Origin of the sequence: Croceitalea marina, assembly GCF_042684265.1 — a bacterium.
Classification (GTDB): Bacteria; Bacteroidota; Bacteroidia; order Flavobacteriales; family Flavobacteriaceae; genus Croceitalea; species Croceitalea marina.
Genome location: NZ_JBHULB010000001.1, coordinates 58,399 through 82,577, shown reverse-complemented (window position 1 = coordinate 82,577; position 24,179 = coordinate 58,399). Strand labels below are relative to the sequence as shown.

At 36.3% G+C, this 24,179-nt stretch carries 23 protein-coding genes and 2 tRNA genes; 16 read left to right on the top strand and 9 right to left on the bottom strand.

Going from position 1 to position 24,179, the window contains the following annotated elements:
* Window positions 1-166: 166 nt before the first annotated feature.
* The 3 genes from ACFSQJ_RS00440 to tgt form a co-directional block, all read right to left on the bottom strand.
* The gene (locus ACFSQJ_RS00440) at window positions 167-1,120 is read right to left on the bottom strand and encodes an acetyl-CoA carboxylase carboxyltransferase subunit alpha (protein WP_377764778.1); all 954 of its coding nucleotides are present in this window, start codon (window positions 1,118-1,120) and stop codon (window positions 167-169) included.
* 78 nt (window positions 1,121-1,198) lie between these two features.
* Window positions 1,199-2,281 carry an LptF/LptG family permease gene (locus ACFSQJ_RS00435; RefSeq protein WP_377764777.1) on the bottom strand — a complete coding sequence of 361 codons (1,083 nt, stop codon included), beginning with the start codon at window positions 2,279-2,281 and terminating at the stop codon, window positions 1,199-1,201.
* The gene (gene tgt / locus ACFSQJ_RS00430; protein ID WP_377764776.1) at window positions 2,281-3,411 is read right to left on the bottom strand and encodes a tRNA guanosine(34) transglycosylase Tgt; all 1,131 of its coding nucleotides are present in this window, start codon (window positions 3,409-3,411) and stop codon (window positions 2,281-2,283) included. The genes ACFSQJ_RS00435 and tgt overlap by 1 nt, the downstream gene beginning before the upstream one ends.
* A 165-nt stretch (window positions 3,412-3,576) precedes the next feature.
* Here tgt and ACFSQJ_RS00425 point away from each other — a divergent pair, with 165 nt between their 5' ends.
* The 3 genes from ACFSQJ_RS00425 to ACFSQJ_RS00415 all read left to right on the top strand — a co-directional run bounded on the left by ACFSQJ_RS00425 (window position 3,577) and on the right by ACFSQJ_RS00415 (window position 6,124).
* Window positions 3,577-4,422: a transketolase gene (locus tag ACFSQJ_RS00425; protein WP_377764775.1), complete on the top strand. Its 846-nt coding sequence runs from the start codon at window positions 3,577-3,579 to the stop codon at window positions 4,420-4,422.
* 16 nt (window positions 4,423-4,438) lie between these two features.
* Window positions 4,439-5,392, top strand: coding sequence for a transketolase family protein (locus tag ACFSQJ_RS00420; protein ID WP_377764774.1), 954 nt, complete (start codon window positions 4,439-4,441; stop codon window positions 5,390-5,392).
* Between the two features lie 144 nt (window positions 5,393-5,536).
* The gene (locus ACFSQJ_RS00415) at window positions 5,537-6,124 is read left to right on the top strand and encodes a porin family protein (protein WP_377764773.1); all 588 of its coding nucleotides are present in this window, start codon (window positions 5,537-5,539) and stop codon (window positions 6,122-6,124) included.
* A gap of 62 nt (window positions 6,125-6,186) precedes the next feature.
* On the opposite strand, the gene ACFSQJ_RS00410 is transcribed toward ACFSQJ_RS00415, so the two are convergent.
* Window positions 6,187-7,173, bottom strand: a complete 987-nt coding sequence (locus ACFSQJ_RS00410; protein ID WP_377764772.1) for an FKBP-type peptidyl-prolyl cis-trans isomerase — start codon at window positions 7,171-7,173, stop codon at window positions 6,187-6,189.
* A gap of 79 nt (window positions 7,174-7,252) precedes the next feature.
* Between ACFSQJ_RS00410 and ACFSQJ_RS00405 the strand changes: the two genes are divergently transcribed.
* Both ACFSQJ_RS00405 and ACFSQJ_RS00400 read left to right on the top strand, forming a co-directional pair.
* Window positions 7,253-7,624, top strand: a complete 372-nt coding sequence (locus ACFSQJ_RS00405; protein WP_377764771.1) for an RNA-binding S4 domain-containing protein — start codon at window positions 7,253-7,255, stop codon at window positions 7,622-7,624.
* A 35-nt stretch (window positions 7,625-7,659) separates the two neighbouring features.
* Window positions 7,660-8,157 (top strand): phosphoribosyltransferase domain-containing protein, encoded by a 498-nt coding sequence (locus tag ACFSQJ_RS00400; RefSeq protein WP_377764770.1) that lies wholly within the window; start codon window positions 7,660-7,662, stop codon window positions 8,155-8,157.
* Here ACFSQJ_RS00400 and ACFSQJ_RS00395 read toward each other — a convergent pair.
* A complete protein-coding gene (locus ACFSQJ_RS00395) occupies window positions 8,149-8,664 on the bottom strand; it encodes a shikimate kinase (RefSeq protein ID WP_377764769.1) in 516 nt (171 codons plus the stop codon). The two genes, ACFSQJ_RS00400 and ACFSQJ_RS00395, sit on opposite strands and share 9 nt — an antisense overlap.
* A gap of 126 nt (window positions 8,665-8,790) precedes the next feature.
* Between ACFSQJ_RS00395 and ACFSQJ_RS00390 the strand changes: the two genes are divergently transcribed.
* The 6 genes from ACFSQJ_RS00390 (at window position 8,791) to ACFSQJ_RS00365 (ending at window position 13,399) form a co-directional block, all read left to right on the top strand.
* Window positions 8,791-8,863 (top strand) — tRNA-Lys (locus ACFSQJ_RS00390).
* 123 nt (window positions 8,864-8,986) lie between these two features.
* Entirely contained in the window at window positions 8,987-9,475 is a 489-nt protein-coding gene (locus ACFSQJ_RS00385; protein WP_377764786.1) for a BLUF domain-containing protein, read from the top strand.
* A gap of 158 nt (window positions 9,476-9,633) precedes the next feature.
* On the top strand, window positions 9,634-11,550 hold the full coding sequence (locus tag ACFSQJ_RS00380; protein ID WP_377764768.1) for an ATP-binding protein: 1,917 nt from the start codon (window positions 9,634-9,636) through the stop codon (window positions 11,548-11,550).
* Window position 11,551: 1 nt separating this feature from the next.
* Complete coding sequence (locus tag ACFSQJ_RS00375) at window positions 11,552-12,202, top strand: response regulator (protein WP_377764767.1); 651 nt, start codon at window positions 11,552-11,554, stop codon at window positions 12,200-12,202.
* Between the two features lie 145 nt (window positions 12,203-12,347).
* Window positions 12,348-12,773, top strand: coding sequence for a hypothetical protein (locus ACFSQJ_RS00370; RefSeq protein ID WP_377764766.1), 426 nt, complete (start codon window positions 12,348-12,350; stop codon window positions 12,771-12,773).
* A gap of 17 nt (window positions 12,774-12,790) precedes the next feature.
* Window positions 12,791-13,399 carry an SIMPL domain-containing protein gene (locus ACFSQJ_RS00365; protein ID WP_377764765.1) on the top strand — a complete coding sequence of 203 codons (609 nt, stop codon included), beginning with the start codon at window positions 12,791-12,793 and terminating at the stop codon, window positions 13,397-13,399.
* Between the two features lie 607 nt (window positions 13,400-14,006).
* Here ACFSQJ_RS00365 and ACFSQJ_RS00360 read toward each other — a convergent pair.
* Complete coding sequence (locus ACFSQJ_RS00360; protein ID WP_377764764.1) at window positions 14,007-16,574, bottom strand: toxin-antitoxin system YwqK family antitoxin; 2,568 nt, start codon at window positions 16,572-16,574, stop codon at window positions 14,007-14,009.
* Between the two features lie 198 nt (window positions 16,575-16,772).
* On the opposite strand from ACFSQJ_RS00360, the gene ACFSQJ_RS00355 reads away from it, so the two are divergent.
* From ACFSQJ_RS00355 to ACFSQJ_RS00335, 5 genes are all read left to right on the top strand, one after another.
* A tRNA-Leu gene (locus tag ACFSQJ_RS00355) sits at window positions 16,773-16,856 on the top strand.
* A 158-nt stretch (window positions 16,857-17,014) separates the two neighbouring features.
* Window positions 17,015-17,914: a MerR family transcriptional regulator gene (locus ACFSQJ_RS00350; protein ID WP_377764763.1), complete on the top strand. Its 900-nt coding sequence runs from the start codon at window positions 17,015-17,017 to the stop codon at window positions 17,912-17,914.
* A gap of 17 nt (window positions 17,915-17,931) precedes the next feature.
* The gene (locus tag ACFSQJ_RS00345) at window positions 17,932-19,386 is read left to right on the top strand and encodes a phytoene desaturase family protein (protein WP_377764762.1); all 1,455 of its coding nucleotides are present in this window, start codon (window positions 17,932-17,934) and stop codon (window positions 19,384-19,386) included.
* Between the two features lie 5 nt (window positions 19,387-19,391).
* Window positions 19,392-20,231, top strand: coding sequence for a phytoene/squalene synthase family protein (locus tag ACFSQJ_RS00340; protein ID WP_377764761.1), 840 nt, complete (start codon window positions 19,392-19,394; stop codon window positions 20,229-20,231).
* A 1-nt stretch (window position 20,232) separates the two neighbouring features.
* On the top strand, window positions 20,233-20,682 hold the full coding sequence (locus tag ACFSQJ_RS00335) for a beta-carotene hydroxylase (protein ID WP_377764760.1): 450 nt from the start codon (window positions 20,233-20,235) through the stop codon (window positions 20,680-20,682).
* A gap of 1 nt (window position 20,683) precedes the next feature.
* Here the strand turns inward: ACFSQJ_RS00335 and ACFSQJ_RS00330 are convergent, their stop codons facing one another.
* From ACFSQJ_RS00330 to ACFSQJ_RS00320, 3 genes are all read right to left on the bottom strand, one after another.
* Window positions 20,684-21,247 (bottom strand): TlpA family protein disulfide reductase, encoded by a 564-nt coding sequence (locus tag ACFSQJ_RS00330; RefSeq protein ID WP_377764759.1) that lies wholly within the window; start codon window positions 21,245-21,247, stop codon window positions 20,684-20,686.
* Window positions 21,248-21,251: 4 nt separating this feature from the next.
* The gene (locus ACFSQJ_RS00325; protein WP_377764758.1) at window positions 21,252-21,815 is read right to left on the bottom strand and encodes a TlpA family protein disulfide reductase; all 564 of its coding nucleotides are present in this window, start codon (window positions 21,813-21,815) and stop codon (window positions 21,252-21,254) included.
* A 62-nt stretch (window positions 21,816-21,877) separates the two neighbouring features.
* Window positions 21,878-24,151 (bottom strand): aconitate hydratase, encoded by a 2,274-nt coding sequence (locus ACFSQJ_RS00320; RefSeq protein WP_377764757.1) that lies wholly within the window; start codon window positions 24,149-24,151, stop codon window positions 21,878-21,880.
* Window positions 24,152-24,179 lie beyond the last annotated feature (28 nt).

Genomic DNA, 24,179 nt, shown 5'->3' with positions numbered 1-24,179 from the left:
GTGCGAAAGTATGGAATTAACCTTTAGTTAACTTTGAATTTTACACCTCTGATGTTCACAGGTGTTCAACAAAAGTAGTGTTGATAACTAAAAAAAACTGTTAATAACCGTAGGAAATCAGAAAAGTATGACAGCTTACTTTTTTACAAAAACGAAAACATCAGGCTTATCCATTAAATACGCCCATATTGGCATATTTATCCATTCGAGTTTTCACCAATTCCTTTGGTGATAACTTTTTAAGCTCCTCAAAATGGGTAGCTATTTTGTTTTTGACCGTGGTAAATGTTTTATCCCTATTACTGTGGGCACCACCAATCGGTTCTCTGACAATTTCATCTATTAGTTTCAGCTTTTTCATGTCATTAGCCGTTAACTTCAATGCTTCTGCAGCTTGTTCTTTATACTCCCAGCTTCTCCAAAGTATAGAAGAACAAGACTCGGGAGAAATCACAGAGTACCATGTATTCTCTAACATCAATACCTTATCACCTACTCCAATACCTAATGCACCACCCGAAGCGCCCTCACCAATAATGACAACAATAATGGGCACCTTGAGCCTAGTCATTTCCAAAATGTTTCTGGCAATTGCTTCTCCTTGACCGCGTTCTTCTGCCTCAATACCTGGATAAGCACCTGGAGTATCAATAAAACAAACGACAGGAATATTGAACTTCTCGGCAGATTTCATTAAACGAAGCGCTTTTCTATAGCCTTCGGGATTCGCCATACCAAAGTTTCGGTATTGACGTGTCTTGGTATTGTAGCCCTTTTGCTGACCGATAAACATGTAACTCTGATCTCCAATTTTACCCAAACCACCAATCATCGCCTTGTCATCTTTTACATTTCTATCACCGTGTAATTCGAGAAAGGTATCTCCACAAATGGCGTTAATATAGTCTAGGGTATACGGTCTGTTAGGGTGTCTGGATAGTTGAACCCTTTGCCAAGCCGTCAAATTCTTGTAGATATCTTTTCGGGTTTCCGCTAATTTTTTTTCAATTTGCTGACAGGTTTCAGTAACGTCTACCTCGCTTTCTTCCCCAATAACCATGCATTTTTGAAGTTGCTCTTCAAGTTCTTTAATGGGAAGTTCAAATTCCAAATACTCCATAAAAAATTAGTTGTTGTTGGTATAATTAACAAATATAAAGCTTTCAATAAAATTTGTAACAAATAGCATTGTTAAGCATTATCTTTTTGCTTTCTGTAAAAGATAGAGCCCTACAATACCAAAAATCAAATTTGGTAATACTACCGCCAAAAGCGGAGAAAAACCTGATTGTTCTGCTAAGGTTCCAAAGACTTTATCAAAAAATATATAAATAAAAGCTACCCCAATACCAAAAGCCAGGTTCACACCCATGCCGCCCCTGCGTTTTACTGAAGAAACGGCCACAGCTATAATCGTAAGTACAAAGGCCGCGACTGGCAATGCCCATCTTTTGTATTTGACCAGTACATATGAATTTATATTTGATGCACCTTTTTTTCGCTGCTCTTCAATAAAATCATTTAATTCAAAGAGGTTTTTGGTATCGGCTACATAGGATACCGGTGTTAGGTCGTCTATTTGAAAGCTGAAGATGGTATCTAAACGTCTTTTGGTTTCAATCAATTCTTTACCATCTCTGACCTTTCGCTTTCGATAGTTGGTTAATCGATATAAGCTATCTTTTTCTACCCATCTGATATTTGCCGCAGAAATTTTATAATCTAAAACCTCATTTTCATCAAAGTGTTCGTAGGTGAAATTATACCCTATCTGTCTATCTGGGTCAAAACTGCTTACATAAATAAGGTCTTGGTCGTTGAGCTGGTTAAAGATATTCGTAGTTTGTTGTACCTGCCTGCCCTTTTTAAAGTATTTATATTCGAACTCATTATATCCAATACTCGCATTGGGCACTATGAACATTCCCATAAAAAAGATGAGAATTGCCACCAAACTAGCGCCAATCATATAGGGTCTTAAAAAACGCCAATACGAAACCCCAGAGCTCAAAATAGCTACAATTTCGGTGTTACTGGCTAATTTTGATGTAAAAAAGATAATAGATAGAAAAAGAAAAATGGGTAAAAGAAGATTGCCGATAACTAAAGTAAAATTGCCGTAGAACATAATAACTTCGCTTAACGGAGCTTCATTATCTATAATTTTACCTATTTTCTCTGCTAGATTGGCCATAATTCCAATAGGCACAAATAGTAATAGCATTCCTAAAAAGGTAATTAGGTAGCGTTTTAATATGTACTTATCAAGAATGGTAAGCATTATAGTCTTTTATCCATTTGTTTTACCATCATTGTTTTCCATTCATAGAATTGCCCAGCAACTATTTTCTCTCTAGCCGTGCGAACAAGCCAAAGGTAAAAACCTAAATTGTGAATCGTTGCAATCTGTTTTCCTAAATATTCGTTTGCAGCAAAAAGATGTCTTAAATAAGCTTTTGAATACTCCGTATCTACAAAAGTGATTCCCATTTCATCTATAGCCGAAAAATCGTTCTCCCATTTTTTGTTCTTGATATTGATGGTACCATGAGCTGTAAAGAGCATACCATTTCTTGCATTTCGGGTAGGCATAACGCAGTCGAACATATCTACACCTAAAGCTATATTCTCTAAAATATTTAAAGGTGTACCAACCCCCATTAAATATCTTGGTTTATCCTCAGGTAGAATATCACATACGATTTCTGACATTTCATACATTTCATCGGCAGGTTCACCAACCGATAAACCTCCAATAGCATTACCCTCGGCCCCAACAGATGCAATATATTCTGCAGACTGTTTTCTTAAATCTTTATATGTAGAGCCCTGAACAATTGGAAAAAAAGACTGTGAATGCCCGTATTTAAAAGGCACTTTGTCTAAGTGGGCAATACATCTATCTAACCAACGGTGTGTCATATGCATAGAGCGCTTGGCATAATTGTAATCGCAAGGGTATGGTGTACATTCATCAAAGGCCATAATAATGTCGGCACCAATTGTCCTTTGCACTTCCATCACACTTTCTGGAGAAAAAAAATGGCTAGAACCATCTATATGCGACTTGAATTTAACCCCTTCCTCTTTAATTTTTCGATTTCCAGAGAGAGAATAAACTTGATAGCCTCCGCTGTCTGTTAAAATATTTCTATCCCAACCCATGAATTTATGCAATCCGCCAGCTTGTTCTAGAATTTCCATTCCTGGTCGTAAATACAAGTGGTACGTATTTCCTAAAATAACATCAGGGTTTATCTCTTCCCGTAGTTCTCTCTGATGAACCCCTTTTACCGAAGCCACTGTGCCAACGGGCATAAAAATTGGGGTTTCTATCTTACCTCTATCCGTAAGCAACTCCCCCGCTCTAGCCTTACTCCCCGAATCTTTATGTAATAATTTAAACTGCAAAAGCGAAATTTAATTGACAAATATAGGCATCTGACCTAGAGTAAATACTTAACAAAAAAATAAAGTTCACAGCTTGTTAAAAGCTTTGTTAAAAGAATCGGAGTATGCCCTTGTATTACAGCATATATGCCCTTACTTTTGAAAGTATATTTAAACAATTGACCAATGGCAAATTTGGAAGAACTGCAAGACCTTGTGGTTCAAGTTAGAAGAGATATTTTGAGAATGGTGCATAAAGTAAACTCCGGACATCCGGGAGGTTCACTCGGTTGTACCGAATTTTTTGTTGCCCTATACAATGAGGTAATGGAGTTAAAAGATGGTTTTGATATGGATGGAAAAGACGAAGACCTGTTCTTTCTTTCCAACGGACATATCTCACCGGTCTATTACAGTGTGTTGGCTAGAAGAGGATATTTTTCTGTTGATGAATTAAATACGTTTAGGCTCATTAATTCTCGTTTACAGGGGCATCCTACAACGCATGAGGGCTTACCAGGCGTAAGAATAGCTTCTGGTTCATTAGGTCAAGGTATGTCCGTAGCAATAGGTGCGGCACAGGCCAAAAAATTAAATGGTGATAACAAACTTATTTATAGCCTTCATGGCGATGGTGAACTTCAGGAAGGACAGAATTGGGAAGCCATCATGTACGCCGCGGGCAATAAAGTAGATAATTACATTGCTACAATCGACTTAAACGGTCAACAGATAGATGGGTCGACCGATGATGTTTTGCCGCTAGGTAACGTAGCTGAAAAGTTTCGTGTCTTTGGATGGGATGTTGTGGAAGTTGGAAATGGAAACGACCTCGAACAGATAATAGCAGGTCTAAACGAAGCCAAAAGCAGAACTGGAAAAGGAAAGCCGGTCTGTATCGTCATGACCACTATGATGGGCAATGGTGTAGACTTTATGATGCATACCCATGCATGGCATGGAAAAGCCCCTAATGATGAACAGTTAGCAACTGCATTGGCACAAAATCCTGAAACCTTAGGGGACTATTAATTTTTTAAGCAACAAGATGACAAAATATACAGATCAAGGAAAAAAAGATACGAGAAGTGGTTATGGTGATGGAATGACCGAATTAGGCAGAACCAACCCTAATGTTGTTGCATTATGTGCAGATTTAGTAGGCTCTTTAAAGATTCAAACCTTTATTGATGAAAATCCTGAGCGCTTTTTTCAGGTTGGTATCGCCGAGGCTAATATGATGGGCATTGCCGCTGGCTTAACTATTGGTGGCAAAATACCTTTCACCGGTACTTTTGCCAACTTTTCAACCGGTCGTGTTTATGACCAAATTCGACAATCTATAGCCTACTCAGATAAAAACGTAAAAATCTGTGCCTCTCATGCAGGCATAACTTTAGGTGAAGATGGGGCTACGCATCAGATTCTAGAGGATATTGGCTTGATGAAGATGTTACCTGGCATGACTGTTATAAATCCATGTGATTTCAATCAAACCAAGGCTGCTACTTTAGCCATTGCCGAACTTCATGGCCCTGTTTACCTACGCTTTGGGAGACCGAAGGTGGCCAACTTTACGCCCGTGGACCAAAAATTTGAAATTGGGAAGGCATTACATCTTACCGAAGGAACAGATGTTACCATTATCGCCACCGGTCATCTGGTATGGGAATCTTTAATTGCGGCGGAAGCTTTAGAGAATCAAGGTATATCTGCTGAGGTTATAAACATACATACCATAAAGCCATTGGATGAGGAAGCAATCATTAAGTCTGTGAAAAAGACGGGCTGTGTGGTGTCTGCTGAAGAGCATAATTATCTTGGCGGACTGGGAGAAAGTGTTGCAAGAACCCTTGCCTCACACCACCCTACCCCACAAGAGTTTATCGCCACCCAAGATACTTTTGGCGAAAGTGGAACCCCAGAACAATTAATGGAAAAATATGGCCTAAACAATAAAGCCATTGAGGCCGCCGTTTTAAAAGTGATGAAAAGAAAATAGTTTACCCTCTTAGTAATCCTAAAATTTTTTGATTATTGAAAAAATCAAGAACAATAGATGAAACACTGGGCAAATTAAATCTCGATTATCGAGTTTGGTATCGTCTTTGATACCTCTTTTCGCATAATTAAAAAACGGAACAAAATGAAAAAAACACTTATGATTGTGGTAGTTGCTCTTTTTAGTGCAAGTGCCTTCGCACAAAGCGGTTCAGGATTTGGTATTAAAGCTGGACTCAATTACAACGGTAACGGTGATTATTTTAAGTCAGCTGAGCAGGCTTTTGAAAACCCTGATCGAAACGCCGGATACCATGTCGGTTTTTACGGTAAACTTGGTAACCGAATCTACTTAAGACCAGAACTGGTTTACACAAGTACTAAATCTGGCTATGACGAAGGTGATTTAAAAATTCAAAAGTTGGATGTACCGGTATTACTGGGTGCAAAAGTAATTGGCCCACTTCATGTTTTTGCAGGGCCTTCTTTTCAGTATATACTAAACACAAAATTTGACGGTATTACTATTGATGATATTGAGAACGATTTTTCAGTAGGACTTAATATTGGTGCCGGAGTAAACCTAGGCAAGTTTGGAATTGATTTACGCTACGAACGTGGTTTTAGTGAAAACGAAATTAATTTTATCAACAATAATATTACTGAATTAGGAGAAGATAGAGTAGATACCCGACCGGATCAACTTATTTTAAGCTTTTCCCTGAAGATATAAATACAACTTCATATTGTTTAAATAAAAAAGCCTCGATAAGTAATCGAGGCTTTTTTATTTTATTAATTATCGTCAGAAGTTCGTTGCACATCAGGATTCAAATAATCTGGTACTCCACCAGTACTTGGATAAGGAAATATAATATTTCCATCGGCATCAGATATTTCCTCTCTGGTAGAAACCCCATCATCATCATCATCAGGATCTAAAAAATTAACCGTGAAAGAACGAAGTCCTGCATCTATTTCAGCTTGTTCGTCGGTATTATCATCATAAAGATATCCATTTCCGTTCAGGTCTTCATCAATTGATGGTATACCATCTCCATCATGGTCTGTCTTATTAATGGTGAAAAGATCTATTTGAAAAATAAGCGGACTATACTGCGGAATTCCTCCACTAACGGAATTAAAACCACCTAAACCAGAAGGAAAAATCATCATTCCTATCCCATAATCTTCAACGGCGAAAGTTCCGTCTGGGTTAATAATAGCATCTCCGCCAGGTTTGAAATTGACCATTCCCTCAGAGAAACCCCTAAAACCTTGAAGTGGAGCTTGAATTCTAGACAAATCAAACCAAACTGGACTAACGGTGGAGCCATCGAACGACGATCTGTCTAGCAGTTTACCTTCATAACGTACAAAGACAGAATCCGCTACAGACGGATTATCTCTGGTATCAACCCCTGCCCGAGCCTGCAAATAATAATATTGATGAGGGATATTTTCTTCTCCATCACTTAGAGCAAATTCAAGTGCAGATACGTCAATAATAGCAGAATCTACCTGTTGTATCAATGGAGTTTTATCAGCATTATCTCCAGCAATCGTATCCAACTTAATTTTGAAATCAAAATTTGCTGGAGGATTTTGAAACTCTTCATAGTTATAAAAATGAGTTTTAAGAAATGAAATGATTTCCGCTCTATTCTCAGGTTCTACTTCACTTAACAAACGTGGTGGTACGGCTTGAATATTATTTTCATCATCATTCCCGCAGGACATAAACAAAAGTGCGATGCCTAGAACACTTAAAATTCTTTTCATTTTCATTTTTTTATTGAAGGCGCAAGATACGATTTTCAGCTATTTTTGTTCTTTACCTTAACAAAGATTAGCATTATCTATGCGTATTGATAAGTATTTATGGAGCGTACGCTATTTTAAAACTAGAAACATAGCCACCACGGCCTGTAAAAAAGGGCACGTTAGGGTCAACGATCAAGTTATAAAACCCTCAAAAGAGGTTTACCCCACTGATAAAATAATTGTGCGCAAAAATCAAATCGATTACCGTTTAGAGGTATTGGATATACCTGAAAGTAGGGTTGGGGCCAAGTTGGTAGATATGTATAGAAAAGACACCACACCCAAAGAGGCATTTGAGCACAATGAATTATTAAAATTTTCTAAGGATTACTATAGAAAAAAGGGTGCTGGTCGCCCAACAAAAAAAGATAGGAGAAACATCGATGACTATTTAGACGAATCGGAATAAGTCTATTCTTTATCTTTGGAAAGAAACATGGCGCTATGATAGATAAAATTCTTACACACAAACAGATTCAACATAAAATAAAACGAATTGCCTACCAAATATATGAGGCAAATGTAGATGAAACGGAACTGATTATTGCTGGTATCGATGGTGGTGGTCTCAGTTTTGCAAAGAAGATAAAATCAGTACTTGAAAAGATTACGCAAGCAGATATCGTGCTCTGTAAAGTTTCTATGAATAAGAAAAATCCTTTAGAGAGCGGGGTTACTACTTCGCTGAATGAAAGCGAATATCAAAACAAATCTATAGTGCTTATAGATGATGTTTTAAACTCAGGAACAACCCTGATTTATGGAGTACATCATTTTTTAAAGACTCCTTTGAAACAGTTGAAAACAGCAGTTCTAGTGAATAGAAATCATAAAAAATATCCTGTAAAAGCTGATTATAAAGGTATTTCACTATCCACTTCACTAAACGAGCATATTAAAGTAGAGTTTAAGGCCAAAAATGATTTGGTCTATTTAGCCTAGTACTTCTTTAATTTCTTCTACTACTTCATTCACTGTTTTAGCTTCACAGGTAACAATACTATCCGCCTTTTGGTAGTGCATACTTCTTTCAAAAAGGTGCTTGCCTACAAATTCAGGTAAATCATCGTTCGCGATACCTGCGACCAATGGTCTTGTTTCCTTTTCTTTACTAATTCTATCAAGTAATGATGGTATTGATAACTTTAAGTAAACGGAAGTTGAGGCATTTTCAGTAATAATTTTCATGTTATTTCCGTAGCAAGGTGTACCTCCTCCTGTAGCAAGGACAAAACTTTTATTACTATGAAGCAACTTTTCCAAGACAAGTGCTTCGGTTTTTCTAAAAAAAAGCTCTCCTTTCTTCTTAAATAGCTCAGTAATTGAAAGCCCTGCCTCTTCAGCTATTGCTTTATCTAAATCAACGAAGTCAATTCTTAAAGTATTCGCCAGTTCTTTACCTATTGTCGATTTTCCACTGGCCATATAACCCACTAAAACAACCTTCATTTCTACTATTTGAACACTTATTAAAAAAAAAGACAAATTTATTATTAATTCAGGTTGAAAAATGAAATTATTGATATTATATTTGCAGCCGCTTTAGGGCAATAGTCAAAACATAAAAAGCGAAATGACCTGATAGCTCAGTTGGTAGAGCATCTCCCTTTTAAGGAGAGGGTCCTGGGTTCGAGCCCCAGTCAGGTCACATAACCTTCAATTAGTTACACTAGTTGGAGGTTTTTTTGTGGACTTCAATTTAGAATTGCAACAGTTAATCTTTAAAAATAATCCATTCTAAGAATTTTTCAAAATATAATACTTTTCTTACATTTTTACTGTACAAGGAATAATTTATGTTTACCAACTTACCTGCTGCTCAGAGGCTATGAGCGATATATCTTTAGAAGATATCAGAGAATTAGTCGATACTTCAAGGAAAAATAATCAGCAAAAAAATATAACCGGGTGTCTTGTATATCGAAGCGGTTACTTTGTACAACTTATTGAAGGTGATAAAACGGATGTCAAAGAGTTATTCCATAATATCGATGACGACATTAGGCACGAAAATGTAGAGGTATTAAACGAAAGCCCCTGTCAAGAACGATTTTTTTCAGAATGGACCATGGGTTTCACGGACCTTAGTCAAGAGCAAAATGTTGAAAAAAGCAAGTTTAATATCGAAGAACTGAATACTTTAACGAGCCCTAATCCTTCAAAATTTTTCACCACAAAGGTATTTTGGTATAATGTAAAACAGTTACTTGAAAATACTGGGTTTTATATCGAAAAAGTCCAACATAACTCCCTTAACTAACCATTTTGGACTACGTGAATAACGTATTATTTCAACCCGTATTTATTCGATTACAACATTTTTCTTTTTAGAAAGCTATCTTAAGTATGGCTCTCACGGAAAACAGGGAGTACTTCCATATTTAAATATCTTACTTTTATTCCCTTATTTTGTATAATTTGATAATCGTCCAAGGAAATAGAAGTATCGTCTGCGCCATTGCTGCAACCATACTCTTTCATTTTATTACAAACGCTCAAGAAAGTGTTCGCTTTCAGGCCTATGGGCATACCCCTGACGTAATAAATGATTCGCTCTACAAAGCTTTGATGAATACCTCAGAAACTAATGAGAGAGCAAATCTTTTGTACCATATCGGAAATGAACATCAAAAACATGGCAACGGAGATTCAACGATATATTATGGAAATCTTATTAACGGCCTGGTCTCATTAAAAAGCAAAGAATTAAAAAATATTCAACTAAATAAAGCTCGGGGGCAATTGTTATTGGGCAAAGGCAATTATCTAAATGGCCTTCTTGATGAAGCACTAAAAGCATATATCGAAGGTACGTCACAAACAAATTTCTCAGAATACGAAAAAGAGCACATAAATCTAAAAATGGGACTCGCGGAAACCTATGTGCAAAAAGGTTCTTATGAAGAAGCCAAGGTCATCTTTTCCGAATTACTACAAAACAGCACTGATAATACCATTAGAGCCAGGTCTAATTTCTATTTGGGTACGATAACCCTTCAAAGAGAAGATATTGGCTTGGCTAAAAAATATTTTGAGTCAACCAAAACTATTCTGTCGGATATGGATTCCCCTAGATTAAAACTTTGGGTAAATCTAAGTTTTGGTAGATTGGCGGCGATGGAAAATAAGAACGACCATGCCTTTACCTTTTTTGAAAACACCATGGCCGATGCCCTCGATCAAAAATATTTTGATATTTATACCGAAGCTGTGCTTGACTATGGCAAGGTATGTACTAAATTAGAACAGTTTCAAATGGCCGAAATGGCGCTCTCAATGGCCTACGCCAATGCCATGCAATGGAATCGACTTGAGCTTCAAAAAAAGATAATCAATAGTCTACGTATTACCTATCAGAAAAAAGGGGACTTCGAGAATGCCTATAATTTGATGACGCAATACCTAAGGGTATCCAATCAAATTTTAGAACAGCAGAATAGCAAGGCTATAAAAGAAATAGAAATAAAGTATCAAACCCTACAGAAAGAAAATCAGATCTACGAACTCAAAGAAGAACAATTGGCCAAGCAAAGCGAAATTGAACGTCAAAAAACCATTAAAAAGGCTTTTTTATATGGCTTTTTGGTACTATTGGTGCCTATAATAGCGCTTCTTTTTGTTTATTATCAAAAATTGCAGACCCAAAGTCAGCTAAACCAACAACAAGAAGAGTTGAATTCTCAAAAAATCGCTTCACTTTTAAGTTCTCAAGAATTGGAACTTGCCCGTGCCTCTTTAGATGCCCAGCAAGAAGAGCGCTATAGAATAGCGAAACAACTTCATGATAGTATCGGTGGTAATTTAGCCGGTATTAAACTACAATTGGCCAATTTGAAAGAAGACACCAAATTTCAAAAAGAAGTTATGGCTCAGGTCAACGATACTTACGAACTGGTGCGGGATATCTCTCATGATTTGGTGCCTAAAAAATTTAATCAAAATGCATTTATTTCCTTATTGGAAAACTATATAAATCAGCTCGAAAAGAATTCGGAGATTGAAATTAGTTTTTCCGCCCATCCAAAAGAAACGGTAAATGATTTAGAGCCAAAGCTAAAAGTTGAATTATATCAGATCATACAAGAGCTGTTTACCAATACCATTAAACATGCAGAGGCAAACAGTGTTGAAGCTCACCTTAACATTCACGACGGATTGTTTCAATTGATTTTTGAAGATGATGGCAAAGGTTTTGAGTTGGAAAATTTAAGAAAAGGTATAGGGCTAAAAAATATTGAAAATAGATTACATAACTTGAATGCTAGGTTAATGTTAGATAGTACACCAAATCGAGGAACCGTAGTGACTATAGAAATACCTTTAAAAGATTCGTAAAGTGAAAAAGTACAGATTAATTATTGCAGACGATCACAAAATGTTTTTAGATGGTCTTTTAAGTATACTCAGCGCTAAAAAAGAATACGATATTATTTTAACGGCCAATAGCGGAAAAAATGTTGCTAAATATTTAGATATCAATAATGCTGAAGAACCTATAGATCTGGTCATAACCGACGTTAATATGCCAGATTTAAATGGCATAGCGCTTAACCAGCATATCAAAGTAAAGCACCCCAAAACAAAAACTTTAGTAGTAAGCATGTTGCATGATTCGATGACAGTACAAACGCTTACCAAGGATAATGTAGATGGCTATGTACCCAAAAATGCAGAAAAAGACGAATTACTTGAGGCCATTGAAAGTATATTAAAAGGTGATAAATATTTCTCTCAAAGTATTAAGGATGTGTATTTAAAAGGAATGTTCTCTAACGAACAATCACTTATCGAATCACTATCAAAAAGGGAAAAAGAGGTGCTAAAACTAATTGCGGAAGAATATACCACGCAAGAAATAGCCGACAAGCTATTCTTGAGTAAACATACTATTGAAAGTTATCGGAAAAACCTTATTTCTAAGCTTGATGTTAGAAACCTTGCCGGATTGACTAGATATGCCATAAAACTTGGATTGCTAGAAGAATAACTCCAAGCAAATAAGAACACCAATTCTAGTCATTTTGTTCTTACCACCCTGTTTTCAGGGATGTCATTTCTACTACAACTAGGGCTGTTTTAAGGTCGTTATGTGCGCAAATTTGCTTCATAAACAATTTAAAACCTTTAGTATTATGATTTATGGAATCACCCTTGTACTTCTGAGCATTATAGCAGTGCCTTCATTAGTATTGTCTAAAAAACCCAACGCCAAAGAATTATTAGAAAAAATTGAGCCTTATCAAGGATGGATAGGTTTAGTATTCTGTTTTTGGGGTGTTTGGGGTATTGTAACGAGCATCTTGAATATTGGATGGTTAACATCTGCCCCAATTTGGTGGATTACCCTATTAGCTGGCAGTATCGTTGAAGCGACGCTTGGATTTATGCTTGGTTTTGGTTTAATGAACAAACTTTTCTTAGGAAAGAATGAAAAGGCCAAAGAGAAAGCAGCCGAAATTAGAAGCAAAATTGCACCAAAACAAGGAAAGCTTGGCATTTTAGGGATAATAGTAGGTGTTTGGATGATCGTAGCATCCTTCTTATTCACTATTGCCTAATTCTAATAAAGAAAAAGATGAAGAAAATTGGACTGTTTATTGTGCTTTTGTGCTCATTTTGGTGCACTGCACAGCTGCAAAGCGCTGAAAAAAATACAGTTTCCGTTTCGGGTAGAACACCAGTTGAAAGAACTACTGCCCTTTATAGGGCAAGAGTATCGCTAAATATGGAACAGTTGTATTACTCAGACCCAACATGTAAAAGTCTAGATGAATTAAAGGACAAGTATTTTAAAGAGCTTAAAATTCATGGTTTGGATTCCAATGAGTTTACCGAGAAGCAAATGGATTTTCTAGCCTACGGCTATCAAAGAGACGGCACGATACTAGAATTAGAGACCGACTCGGAAGAGAAAATCAAAAGTCTGGCTAAAGTTAAAATGACCGGGGTTTCTGTGCAGTATCAATTTAAAGGAGTAATTACCAAAGAGAAAAAAGAAGCTCTTTTAGAAACCGCCTTAGAAAATGCCAAACAAAATGCCGCTGGTGTATGTAAAGTAGCCGGCAAAAAATTAGGTGATATCGTTTCTATCTCGGACACCAACACCCAGATGGAATTATGGAATAGCTACGGTAATACCTATCAAGAATATATTACGATTTATGTAACCTATAAAATGGAATAAACATTTGGTTAGTTGGTTGGGTAACCGGTCTATAAGCATAGCTTTGGGCCGGTTTTTTGTTCTTTAAAGTTAAGATGGGAGAAATGAACCAACGGGAATTATTTGCCTAAACAAGCCCTGTTATCTATTGCATTTAAAAACATACAGGCTTGTGCCAAAGAGTAAGTCTTTTGAAAAACACTACAATTGCGGCGAAAACAACAATCAATGTCTCTCTTTTAAGAAATAAAGGAATATTGAAGACAGATAGCTTCTATTCAGTAAGACTTCATTTTAAATAACAAAAGCATTACTAATTGGAATTCAGTAACAGGTAAAGAGATTGTCATTCTTACTATAATAAAAATCATCTGTTTTTTTAAATCAAGAGCGTAGAATGGCTATTCAAAAAGGAATGAAAATTACTTTAAATATTTAATGACCTGGTTATTTCTGGTGCGTATTATAATTTTCAATTCTCAATTAAACACTTAATAATTAAAATTAAACCCCTGCTTACTAAACATCGGAGCAAGGCAGAATAAAAATCTATGAAAGTAATTAATAAACATAAAAAAACGCCATCTGCAATAGATGGCGTTTTAGGCTTTTAAACAAGTTGATATTTTTAATATAAATTCTGATAATTGATATAAGTAAGACCTAGATTAAGTTTCTCAATATGTGATTGAATACCGACTTGAGCGATTTCTTTTGCCTTAAAGACTTCATCACCTGATTTTGAAATAAAGCCAACTTCATACAAGGCATCCGTTTTTTTACAGACAATCTTTTCTAGATCTTTTTGATCATACGAATTTGGCAACACCCAAATTTCTCCACTTTTAAATTTTCCATCAACAAAATTTGCGGTATGCATTGCTTTTCCATTAGCGTCAAATCGGGTTACCTCTCCGTTTAACACACTTCTCTTTGTGGTAAAATCATACTTCTTCACTTGGGTTGAAGGGTAATAAACCGTTACGTGCTCTTCATCATCACCGCTATAAACAGTATAAATATCACCCGTCTTATTCTCTTGAAGTTTACTCACTAACTTCCCCTTTGCATAAACCTCGGTAATAGCACCACCATAATCCCTAATAATTTGTTTTCCATCATAAGGCAAATCATTCTCAAAATTCATTGTAGAAGCAACCGTGCCATCTGCATTGAAATATGTTGCTTCACCTTCTCTTTTATCTTTACTGTAATTGATAAAATGGGTAAGGATACCGGAAAAATTATAAAAAGTGAATTTTCCTTCTTTTAAACCTGCTGTGTAATTGCCAGACTCTATTACATGGGTTCCATAATCGAACTTTTCGTACTTTCCATTGCGTTTTCCGTTCTGATAGGTAACCCTTGTTCTTGTTTGATAATCATAAAAAGTACCTTCAAAAGGTTCTCCATTTTTATAGGTCAACTTTGATAACAAACTTCCGTCCCTTGCATAGATAAGAGCCTCTTTTGTAACGTCTATATCCTCTAAAAGTAAATATCTTTTGTCTTGACTTCCTCTTATATATTCATCTTCATAACGAAGTAGACGAACCAATTTGCCATCGTTCCATTCCGCCATTTTTTGCACTTGGTCAGAATGATAGAAAAATTCATACAGTTTTCCATCTTTGCTCTCATAGTCGTAACTACCTAAAAGCGAGCCATCTTTATCATAATACTTGCCAAATTTTTCAGTATATCTATTATAATCGATTTCTGACTGCTTTTGACCATTTGCATAATATTTGATTTTCTTTATATAACTGTATCCATCAGTATCAAAAAAAGTCTCTTCTCGATAACCAAGATCACTTTCTCTTGCATAACTGATGTAGGCTTCTTTTACCTTCTTATCGTTCTTATATGTAATTTCAGAGGTAATTCTATCTAAATAATCTATTGTAAGCTGTGTGCCTTCTTCTAATGCATAATAGTTATCTTTTTTTAGCCTCATTACGGCAATCTGGTTTCCTTCTTTATCATAAAAAGTTTCTAATAGTCCCTTTCTGTATTTGAAGACTTTATCAATATTTCGATATTTTATGGTCTCCTCTACTACCTTACCATCTTCATATTTTCTTATTCCATAGCCCTTTGTATACTCCGTACCATTGAAAGGCACATAGTTTTTATACAAAAGAGAATCTTTAGGCGCTCCTTTTTTGTCGTAATATATAATTTTATCAGTGGCATTTTTATCGTTGTAAAGGGTATATGAGAAAAGCTTATTCTCCTCAAAAACTTTCGTCCATCCCAAGCTACCGTTTGTGTAATTGTAAATACTGGTAATCTCTATGATTTCGTTGTTTTCTTTATTGCTCTTGTAATAATATTTTTTTCCGTTGTAGGGCGATAACCTTCCGTCTTTAACTTCATAAATGATGCTATCAAGTTTTTTACCGTTTTTTGAGAAATAAACCGATTTGTATTCTGGCTCTAAATAAAATTTTTCTCTAACCTGGCCCTTTCGGTCATAAAATGTAGTTCCTAAAAATTTACTGTTTTTGTAATAGCTAATGGTATTGATGCTGTCGGTACCTGAGTAAAAATAAACCTCTCCTCCCTCTACAGGGCTTCCGTTATCATAACTTACCTCGGTAATTAAGTCTCCGTTTTTATCAAAATGTTTTGCATACACTGCGCTGTAATAGGTTGCATCTTTTACCGAAAAACGCTCTGTACGCCTACCTTTTAGTCCATTTGAGTACGTGATTTCAATTAAAGTATCCTTTTTTAGCTCTTTGTAATACTTGCCCGAAGAAAAATCAACATTTTGCTTACCGGACAAAAAACGTCCATTCTTATAAATGGCCTTTAACTTTTTATCGCCTAAAAAAGTGATAAACTCTCCTTCCAATTTATTGTCGATATAATTTCCTTGTTGATATATGGTACCGTCCTCATTATACCAAGTCACCTTACCCTGCCAAACATCAACATTAGGGCGTTTTGAGGTACCGACCATTTGCTTGTTACCACTTATGTAAAAATCTTGCATGAGAAAAAGACCGTTCTTTTCTTCCACGGGAATTCGATAAAATTTGGCATCTTGTTTCTCCGTTACTTTCCAGTTATCTGCATACCATATAGTATCGTTCTGAGCGGTCACTTGCATAGAAACCAAAATCAATAAAATTCTTAATTGACCTATAATTTGCTTTGATATTATTCGTGTTAATCTTGAAGTATTCATCTTAATATTTTAAATAACGAAACAAAAATACCACTTGCAATAAGATTAGATTACCCTGTTTACCGTGTAATTTTAAATCCACGACTTTTTCAAAAACAGTAAACGAATCTTAGATAAAAAAGTTTAAATCCGCTTATGCGGATAAAATGTTCTTTCTAATATTTTGATTTTAACTATTTTTGCAGCCTATTAAATTATACCCACGTGGTGGAATTGGTAGACACGCTACCTTGAGGGGGTAGTGTTCGCAAGAACGTGCTGGTTCGACTCCAGTCGTGGGTACTTGAATCCCTTAGGTCAACTAAGGGATTTTTTAGTAAAATAATACCCATTTAGACCACTGTTTAAAAGACAATTCAAGGAATTCTAAAATTTTAACTACCCTTTTTGAAGTTCGCATTGTATTAATCGTAAATTTGTTTAACGATTATTAAAAAATAATGAACAACGTTAAGAAGCATTTCAGTATTAGAGATTTGGAAAATCTTTCTGGTATTAAGGCACATACCATACGAATTTGGGAGAAACGTTACAATTTATTAAATCCGGAAAGAACAACCACCAACATAAGAACTTACAGTTTAAAAAGCCTTCAAAAGCTATTAAACATCACATTGCTCTACAATAACGGCTATAAAATCTCAAAGATTGCGAGAATCGCAGAGAATGAAATACCAGTTATTGTTCGTGAAATAGTTGCTAAAAACAGTGAAAAAAGCCATGCTATCAATGCGTTTAAACTGGCTATGATAAATTTTGATCAGAACCTGTTTTTTAGTACGTATAATAGTTTATTGAACGAACGCTCTTTTAGGGAAATCTTTAATGAAGTTTTTATACCCTTATTGAATGAGCTCGGCCTTTTATGGCAGACAGATACCATTAGTCCGTCTCATGAACACTTTATCACGCATTTAATCAAACAGAAAATATTTATTCATACCGAGAAGCTTCAAATTATAGAGCCCACCAAAAAAGATAAAGTATTTGCACTGTTTCTACCCGAAAATGAAATACACGAATTAGGCTTGCTATATCTTAATTATGAAATCGTTCTTAGAGGCTATAAATCAATATATCTAGGGCAAAGTATGCCAATTGACAGCCTTGTTGACCTCTTAAAATATTATGAGAATATTCATTTTATTTCATACTTTACAGTCTCGCCAAACAAAGACAATCTAGAAAAGTATATTTCTGAATTTGCCGATAATTTAAGACATACTGGCAATAGCAAACTATGGATACTCGGGCACCAAATTCAACATTTATCTCATGTGGATTTACCAGATTACATTCAAACATTCAGCTCTATAGAGCGATTAACAAATTCTCTTTAAGCACCGTCATACCCTAAATGAATACTATATCGATAATCGGTTCCGGTTTCTCGTCACTATCTGCGGCGTGCCATTTAGCCAAAGAAGGATTTAAAGTATCTGTATTTGAAAAAAATATTACCGTTGGCGGTAGGGCAAGACAGCTAATAAAAGACGGTTTTACTTTTGATATGGGACCAAGTTGGTATTGGATGCCAGATATTTTCGAAAAATTTTTTGCCGCCTTTGATAAAAAGACCTCAGATTATTACCAACTTGATAAATTAGATCCTGCTTACAAGATTTTCTTTGCTGATGATACCATTACCATAGGTGATTGTATGGATAAAATATGTGTGGAATTTGAACGAATCGAACCCGGAAGTGCAGTACATCTTAAAAACTTTATCTCCAAAGCACAAACCAATTACGATATAGCCATAAACAAAATAGTTTTAAAACCAGGTCTCTCACCACTTGAACTGGTTACCAAAGAAACGGTGCTTCGTGTTGACCAATTCTTTAAGACGATTAGTCAAGAAGTTAGAAAGAGATTCAAAAACCCTAAGTTGGTTTCAACGTTAGAGTTCCCAGTATTGTTTTTAGGGGCCAAACCCAGTAAAACACCTTCTTTTTACAGTTTTATGAACTTTGCCGACTTTGGCCTTGGTACTTGGCACCCAAAAGGAGGAATGTATGAAGTAATAAAAGCAATGCGAAGTCTGGCCGAAGAACTTGGCGTTACAATACAAACCAATGCCAATGTTGAAAAAATAGTGGTTACCAACGGAAAAGCAGTAGGTATTGTAGCCAATGGCAAGACATTCAATAGTGATTGGGTCATTAGCGGTGCCGACTACCATCATTCAGAAACCCTTTTGGATAAAAAATTTAGGCAGTATTCTGAAAACTACTGGAACAAAAAAACTTATGCCCCCTCTTCTTTGCTTTTTTATGTCGGTTTCGACAAAGAATTGACCAATGTAAACCATCACAATCTGTTTTTTGATACGGACTTTGAAAAACATGCCGAAGAAATTTACGATAATCCACAATGGCCGAGCATGCCGTTATTTTATGCTAATTTTCCTTCGGTTACAGACAAAAGTATGGCTCCAACTAATTGTGAGACAGGATTTTTCCTTATTCCCATCGCTCCAGACCTAGAGGATACGCCCGAGTTACGCAGTAATTATTTTAATATTATCATTGATAGATTTGAAAAACGTACTGGACAAGAAGTGAAAAATAACATTATATTTAAGGAAAGCTTTTGTGTGAACGACTTTATCGAAGAATACAATTCATATAAAGGAAACGCCTATGGTATGGCCAATACGTTATCGCAAACAGCTTTCTTAAGACCAAACCTAAAAAGTAAAAAAGTAAAGAACCTGTTCTTTACTGGTCAACTTACTGTACCAGGCCCCGGGGTACCGCCGGCATTAATCTCTGGTAAATTGGTTGCCGATTTAATTATCAACAAACACTAGAGAAAATGAAAACCATTTTTGACAATGTATCTTATAGCTGTAGCAAGATTGTAACCGAATCTTACAGCACTTCTTTTACCCTTGCGACTAAAATGCTTGCCACCTCAATACGATGTGACATTTACAATATTTATGGTTTTGTGCGCTTTGCAGATGAAATTGTAGATACCTTTCATAGCTACGATAAAGAAGTTCTATTCAATGATTTTGAAGATCAATTAGAAAAAGCCTTAACCGATAAGATTAGCCTGAACCCTATTCTGAATTCGTTTCAGCATACCTACCATAAATACGGTATACCACATCATTTAGTCGCCTCTTTTATGAAAAGCATGCGAATGGATCTGGCAAAGAAAGAATACAGAACTAATGCAGAGTATAAAGAATATATCTATGGCTCTGCCGATGTGGTCGGTCTGATGTGCCTTTGTGTTTTTGTGAATGGCGACCAAGAAAAATATGAAAGTTTAAAGGAGTCGGCAATGGCTTTAGGTTCCGCCTTTCAAAAAGTAAATTTTCTTCGTGATTTGAAGGATGACTATGAGCTTTTAGAACGTTCTTATTTTCCTAACACCAATTTATTGGAGTTAGATGAGGCCTCTAAAAAACGAATTGTAGATGAGATTAGGGCAGATTTCCAATTAGGTTATTCAGGAATCGTAAAATTACCGGCAGAAGCTAAATTCGGGGTTTACACAGCCTACAAGTATTACAACAAGCTGCTACAGAAACTACAAAAAACACCGCCTCTTGAAATTAAGAATACCAGAATAAGGGTGCCCAATTACCAAAAATTTGGGCTACTCGCAAAATCATATGTTAACTATAAATTACAATTAGTTTAAAATGAATATTATTATCGGAATCGTCATTTTTCTAGGTACTTTTTCCATTATGGAGTTTATGGCTTGGTTTACCCATAAGTATGTCATGCATGGTTTTTTATGGAGTTTGCATAAAGATCACCATAAAAAAGACCATGATTCTTGGTTTGAAAGAAACGATGCTTTTTTTATTTTTTATGCGATTGTTAGTATGATTTGTTTTTACCTAGGTGCAGAAACCACATTTTGGTATGGTTGGCCCTTAGGTTTTGGAATTCTAGCTTATGGTATTGCTTACTTTATGGTTCATGACATTTTTATTCACCAACGCTTTAAAATGTTCAGAAATGCCAATAATTGGTACGCCAAAGGAGTTAGACGTGCCCATAAAATCCATCATAAACACTTGGGTAAAAAAGATGGTGAATGCTTCGGAATGCTCTTTGTTCCTTTTAAATATTTTAAGCGATAGGCTAATGCTCAACTAGCAAAGTATCCAATAAATCCTTGACTGCCTTAGCATTCCAATCGGCCGCGCCAATTTCTTTTAGCACAATATTTCCTTTTTTATCCAAAATATAGGTGGTCGGTAAGCTTGATGCTTTAAGTGCGGTAGGGGTTTGAGTATTTTCAAAAAACACAGGTATTGCGTAGTCTTTTTTATTTAAATAAGATCGAACTTTTTCGCTATCATCATTCGCCAGAAAAATAAATCTCACTTTTTCTCCATAGTCCTCATGCAAGGCCACTAGACTGGGCATTTCCGCAATACAAGGCGGACACCAAGTAGCCCAATGGTTTATAATAATAACCTCACCACGATTGATACTGAAATTACTTTGATTCCCCTCAACATCAACAAGCTGCCAATTATAGTCCGTAAGTTTTTGAGATGTTTCCTGTTTTTCAATACTTGGGGCAAATGAAAACAAACGCATCAACTGCACTTTTGCATAAAAACCTAAAGGTGTAAACAAAAATAACAGTATCAGCAATATCAAAATTGCATCAGAAAGCTGCCCTTTTTTAAGTATCATGAATCTACTTTGCCAGTAAGTCGTCTAAAAGTGTTCTTACCTTACTGGTATTCCAATCGGCAATTCCCTCTTTATCTACTGCAATAAACCCATCTTTATCGATAATATATGTATGAGGTGGTTTTTCTGGAGCTTTAACTGAAGATTTATCGCCAATTATGAGATAGGTTACAGGGAAACTAAATTCGTTTTTCTCCATAAATTCTTTAACGGGAGGTCTATTTTCATTGGTGATGATGTAAAAATCCACTTTGTTTTTATAATCATCATACAATGCCTGAACACTTTTTAATTCTGCCTCGGAGGGGAGTCTCCAGGAAGCCCAAAAATTAATAAAAACCACTTTCCCTTTTGACCTATCAAAATTGAAAAAATTCCAATCGGCGTCTTTTAACCGCCAAGAATAATTGGTTATTTTTTCCCGATTTGCCTCCTCGACAATAGGTGGGGAAAATGCAAAAAGTTGGTTTAAAAATAATTTCCCGTAATGGCCTAAAGGGGTAACAAAAAAAGAAAGTATAAAGAGTATTAGAACAATATTAAGTACTGTCTTTTTTCTTGTTTTCATTAATATGTATTTGCTTGAAAAAAAGAAACTCCTGAAAAATCAGGAGTCTCCATAAATATTAGTTACTGTGCGTTCTCTCTCTTAATTACATTAAGAGCAGAACCTTCTTTGAACCAGTTTATTTGTGCATCATTATAGGTATGGTTTGCCATAATTGTGTCTTTACTGCCATCACTGTGCACGACTTCTAGAGTCAATGGCTTGTCAGGTGCAAATTCCGCAATATCTATAAAATTGAAAGTATCATCTTCTTGTATAAGGTCGTAATCATTTTCATTGGCAAATGTTAAACCAAGCATGCCTTGCTTTTTAAGATTGGTTTCGTGGATTCTTGCGAACGATTTTACCAATACGGCACCCACGCCAAGATGTCTTGGTTGCATTGCCGCATGCTCTCGTGAAGAACCTTCGCCATAATTATGATCCCCGACTACGATAGACTTGATACCCTTTGCTTTGTAAGCCCTTTGCGTATCTGGAACGGCACCATATTCACCGGTCAATTGATTTTTAACAAAATTTGTTTTCTTATTAAAAGCGTTTACCGCCCCAATAAGGGTATTATTTGCGATATTATCTAAGTGCCCTCTAAAACGTAACCATGGTCCGGCCATTGAAATATGATCCGTCGTACATTTACCAAATGCCTTAATAAGCAGTTTAACCCCTTGTAAACTTTCTGGCTGCATTGGAGTAAACGGTTCAAGCAACTGCAATCTTTCCGAACTTGGAGAAACCACTACTTGTACCCCACTACCATCTTCCATTGGCGGAACGAAACCAGCATCTTCTACATCAAAACCTTTTGGTGGCAATTCCCAACCTGTTGGTTCATCAAACTTTACTTCCTCTCCATTCTCATTGATCAACGTATCGACTAGCGGATTGAAGTCCAATCTACCTGCTACTGCAATTGCAGCTGTAAGTTCAGGAGAGGCTACAAAGGCGTGTGTATTCGGATTACCATCGGCACGTTTTGCAAAGTTTCTATTAAACGAGTGTACAATACTATTTTTAGGTGCATTTTTCGGGTCATTATATCTTGCCCATTGGCCAATACAAGGTCCACAGGCATTTGTAAATATCTTGGCATCGAGCTTTTCAAAAATGCCCAAAATTCCATCTCTTTCCGCTGTAAAACGCACTTGTTCAGAACCTGGATTAATACCCAGTTCTGCTTTCATTTTCAACCCTTTGTCCAAAGCCTGCTGTGCTATGGATGAAGCTCTTGACAAATCTTCATAAGAAGAGTTCGTACAAGAACCTATTAATCCCCACTCTACTTGAATCGGCCAATCGTTCTTAGTCGCTTTTTCGGTCATAGAAGTTCCTACCTCGGTAGAAAGGTCTGGCGTAAAAGGTCCGTTTAACAATGGGCCTAACTCAGACAGATTAATTTCTATTACTTGATCAAAATATTGTTCTGGGTTTGCGTATACCTCATCATCTGCGGTCAAGTGCTCTTTTACTTCGTTAGCTGCATCTGCAATATCTGCTCTATCGGTCGCTCTTAGATAACGTTCCATAGATTCATCATACCCAAAAGTAGAAGTTGTAGCCCCTATCTCTGCACCCATATTACAAATTGTTCCTTTTCCGGTACAGGATAAAGCCTTGGCTCCAGGGCCAAAATATTCCACAATAGCTCCGGTACCACCTTTAACAGTAAGGATTTCTGCAACTTTTAGAATAACATCTTTTGGTGCGGTCCATCCTGAGATGGTACCCGTTAACTTTACACCGATAAGTTTGGGAAATTTAAGTTCCCATGCCATGCCTGCCATTACATCAACGGCATCGGCACCACCAACACCGATGGCGACCATTCCTAATCCACCTGCATTTACCGTATGTGAATCCGTTCCTATCATCATTCCTCCAGGGAACGCGTAGTTTTCCAACACCACTTGATGTATAATTCCCGCACCTGGTTTCCAGAAACCTATTCCATATTTGTTTGATACCGACTCTAAGAAGTCAAATACCTCGGCACTCGTACTGTTTGCAGACTTTAAATCAGCTGCAGCGCCACTTTTAGCTTGAATCAAGTGATCACAATGCACAGTCGTCGGCACCGCTACCTTTGGTTTACCAGCTTGCATAAATTGCAAAAGCGCCATTTGGGCCGTTGCATCTTGACAGGCAATACGATCAGGAGCGAAATCAACATAATCTTTTCCTCTAGTAAAAACTTTATCCGGATTTCCGTCCCAAAGGTGGGAATACAGTATTTTTTCTGCTAAGGTTAGCGGTTTTCCAACCAATTTTCTTGCTATGTCTACCCTTTCTCCCATGGTAGCATAAACTTTCTTTATCATGTCGATGTCAAACGCCATTCTGCTATGTAGTTTTGAAGATTATAGT

Bases quoted from the DNA above. Each gene is read 5' to 3' on its own strand.
- ACFSQJ_RS00370 (WP_377764766.1), top strand. From the start codon at position 12,348: ATGATTTATGGAATCACCCTTGTACTTCTGAGCATTATAGCAGTGCCT.
- ACFSQJ_RS00330 (WP_377764759.1), bottom strand. From the start codon at position 21,247: ATGATACTTAAAAAAGGGCAGCTTTCTGATGCAATTTTGATATTGCTG.
- ACFSQJ_RS00365 (WP_377764765.1), top strand. From the start codon at position 12,791: ATGAAGAAAATTGGACTGTTTATTGTGCTTTTGTGCTCATTTTGGTGC.
- ACFSQJ_RS00415 (WP_377764773.1), top strand. From the start codon at position 5,537: ATGAAAAAAACACTTATGATTGTGGTAGTTGCTCTTTTTAGTGCAAGT.
- ACFSQJ_RS00425 (WP_377764775.1), top strand. From the start codon at position 3,577: ATGGCAAATTTGGAAGAACTGCAAGACCTTGTGGTTCAAGTTAGAAGA.
- ACFSQJ_RS00325 (WP_377764758.1), bottom strand. From the start codon at position 21,815: ATGAAAACAAGAAAAAAGACAGTACTTAATATTGTTCTAATACTCTTT.
- ACFSQJ_RS00395 (WP_377764769.1), bottom strand. From the start codon at position 8,664: ATGAAGGTTGTTTTAGTGGGTTATATGGCCAGTGGAAAATCGACAATA.
- ACFSQJ_RS00440 (WP_377764778.1), bottom strand. From the start codon at position 1,120: ATGGAGTATTTGGAATTTGAACTTCCCATTAAAGAACTTGAAGAGCAA.
- ACFSQJ_RS00405 (WP_377764771.1), top strand. From the start codon at position 7,253: ATGCGTATTGATAAGTATTTATGGAGCGTACGCTATTTTAAAACTAGA.
- ACFSQJ_RS00360 (WP_377764764.1), bottom strand. From the start codon at position 16,574: ATGAATACTTCAAGATTAACACGAATAATATCAAAGCAAATTATAGGT.
- ACFSQJ_RS00345 (WP_377764762.1), top strand. From the start codon at position 17,932: ATGAATACTATATCGATAATCGGTTCCGGTTTCTCGTCACTATCTGCG.
- ACFSQJ_RS00400 (WP_377764770.1), top strand. From the start codon at position 7,660: ATGATAGATAAAATTCTTACACACAAACAGATTCAACATAAAATAAAA.
- ACFSQJ_RS00320 (WP_377764757.1), bottom strand. From the start codon at position 24,151: ATGGCGTTTGACATCGACATGATAAAGAAAGTTTATGCTACCATGGGA.
- ACFSQJ_RS00350 (WP_377764763.1), top strand. From the start codon at position 17,015: ATGAACAACGTTAAGAAGCATTTCAGTATTAGAGATTTGGAAAATCTT.
- ACFSQJ_RS00340 (WP_377764761.1), top strand. From the start codon at position 19,392: ATGAAAACCATTTTTGACAATGTATCTTATAGCTGTAGCAAGATTGTA.
- ACFSQJ_RS00420 (WP_377764774.1), top strand. From the start codon at position 4,439: ATGACAAAATATACAGATCAAGGAAAAAAAGATACGAGAAGTGGTTAT.
- ACFSQJ_RS00435 (WP_377764777.1), bottom strand. From the start codon at position 2,281: ATGCTTACCATTCTTGATAAGTACATATTAAAACGCTACCTAATTACC.
- ACFSQJ_RS00410 (WP_377764772.1), bottom strand. From the start codon at position 7,173: ATGAAAAGAATTTTAAGTGTTCTAGGCATCGCACTTTTGTTTATGTCC.
- ACFSQJ_RS00335 (WP_377764760.1), top strand. From the start codon at position 20,233: ATGAATATTATTATCGGAATCGTCATTTTTCTAGGTACTTTTTCCATT.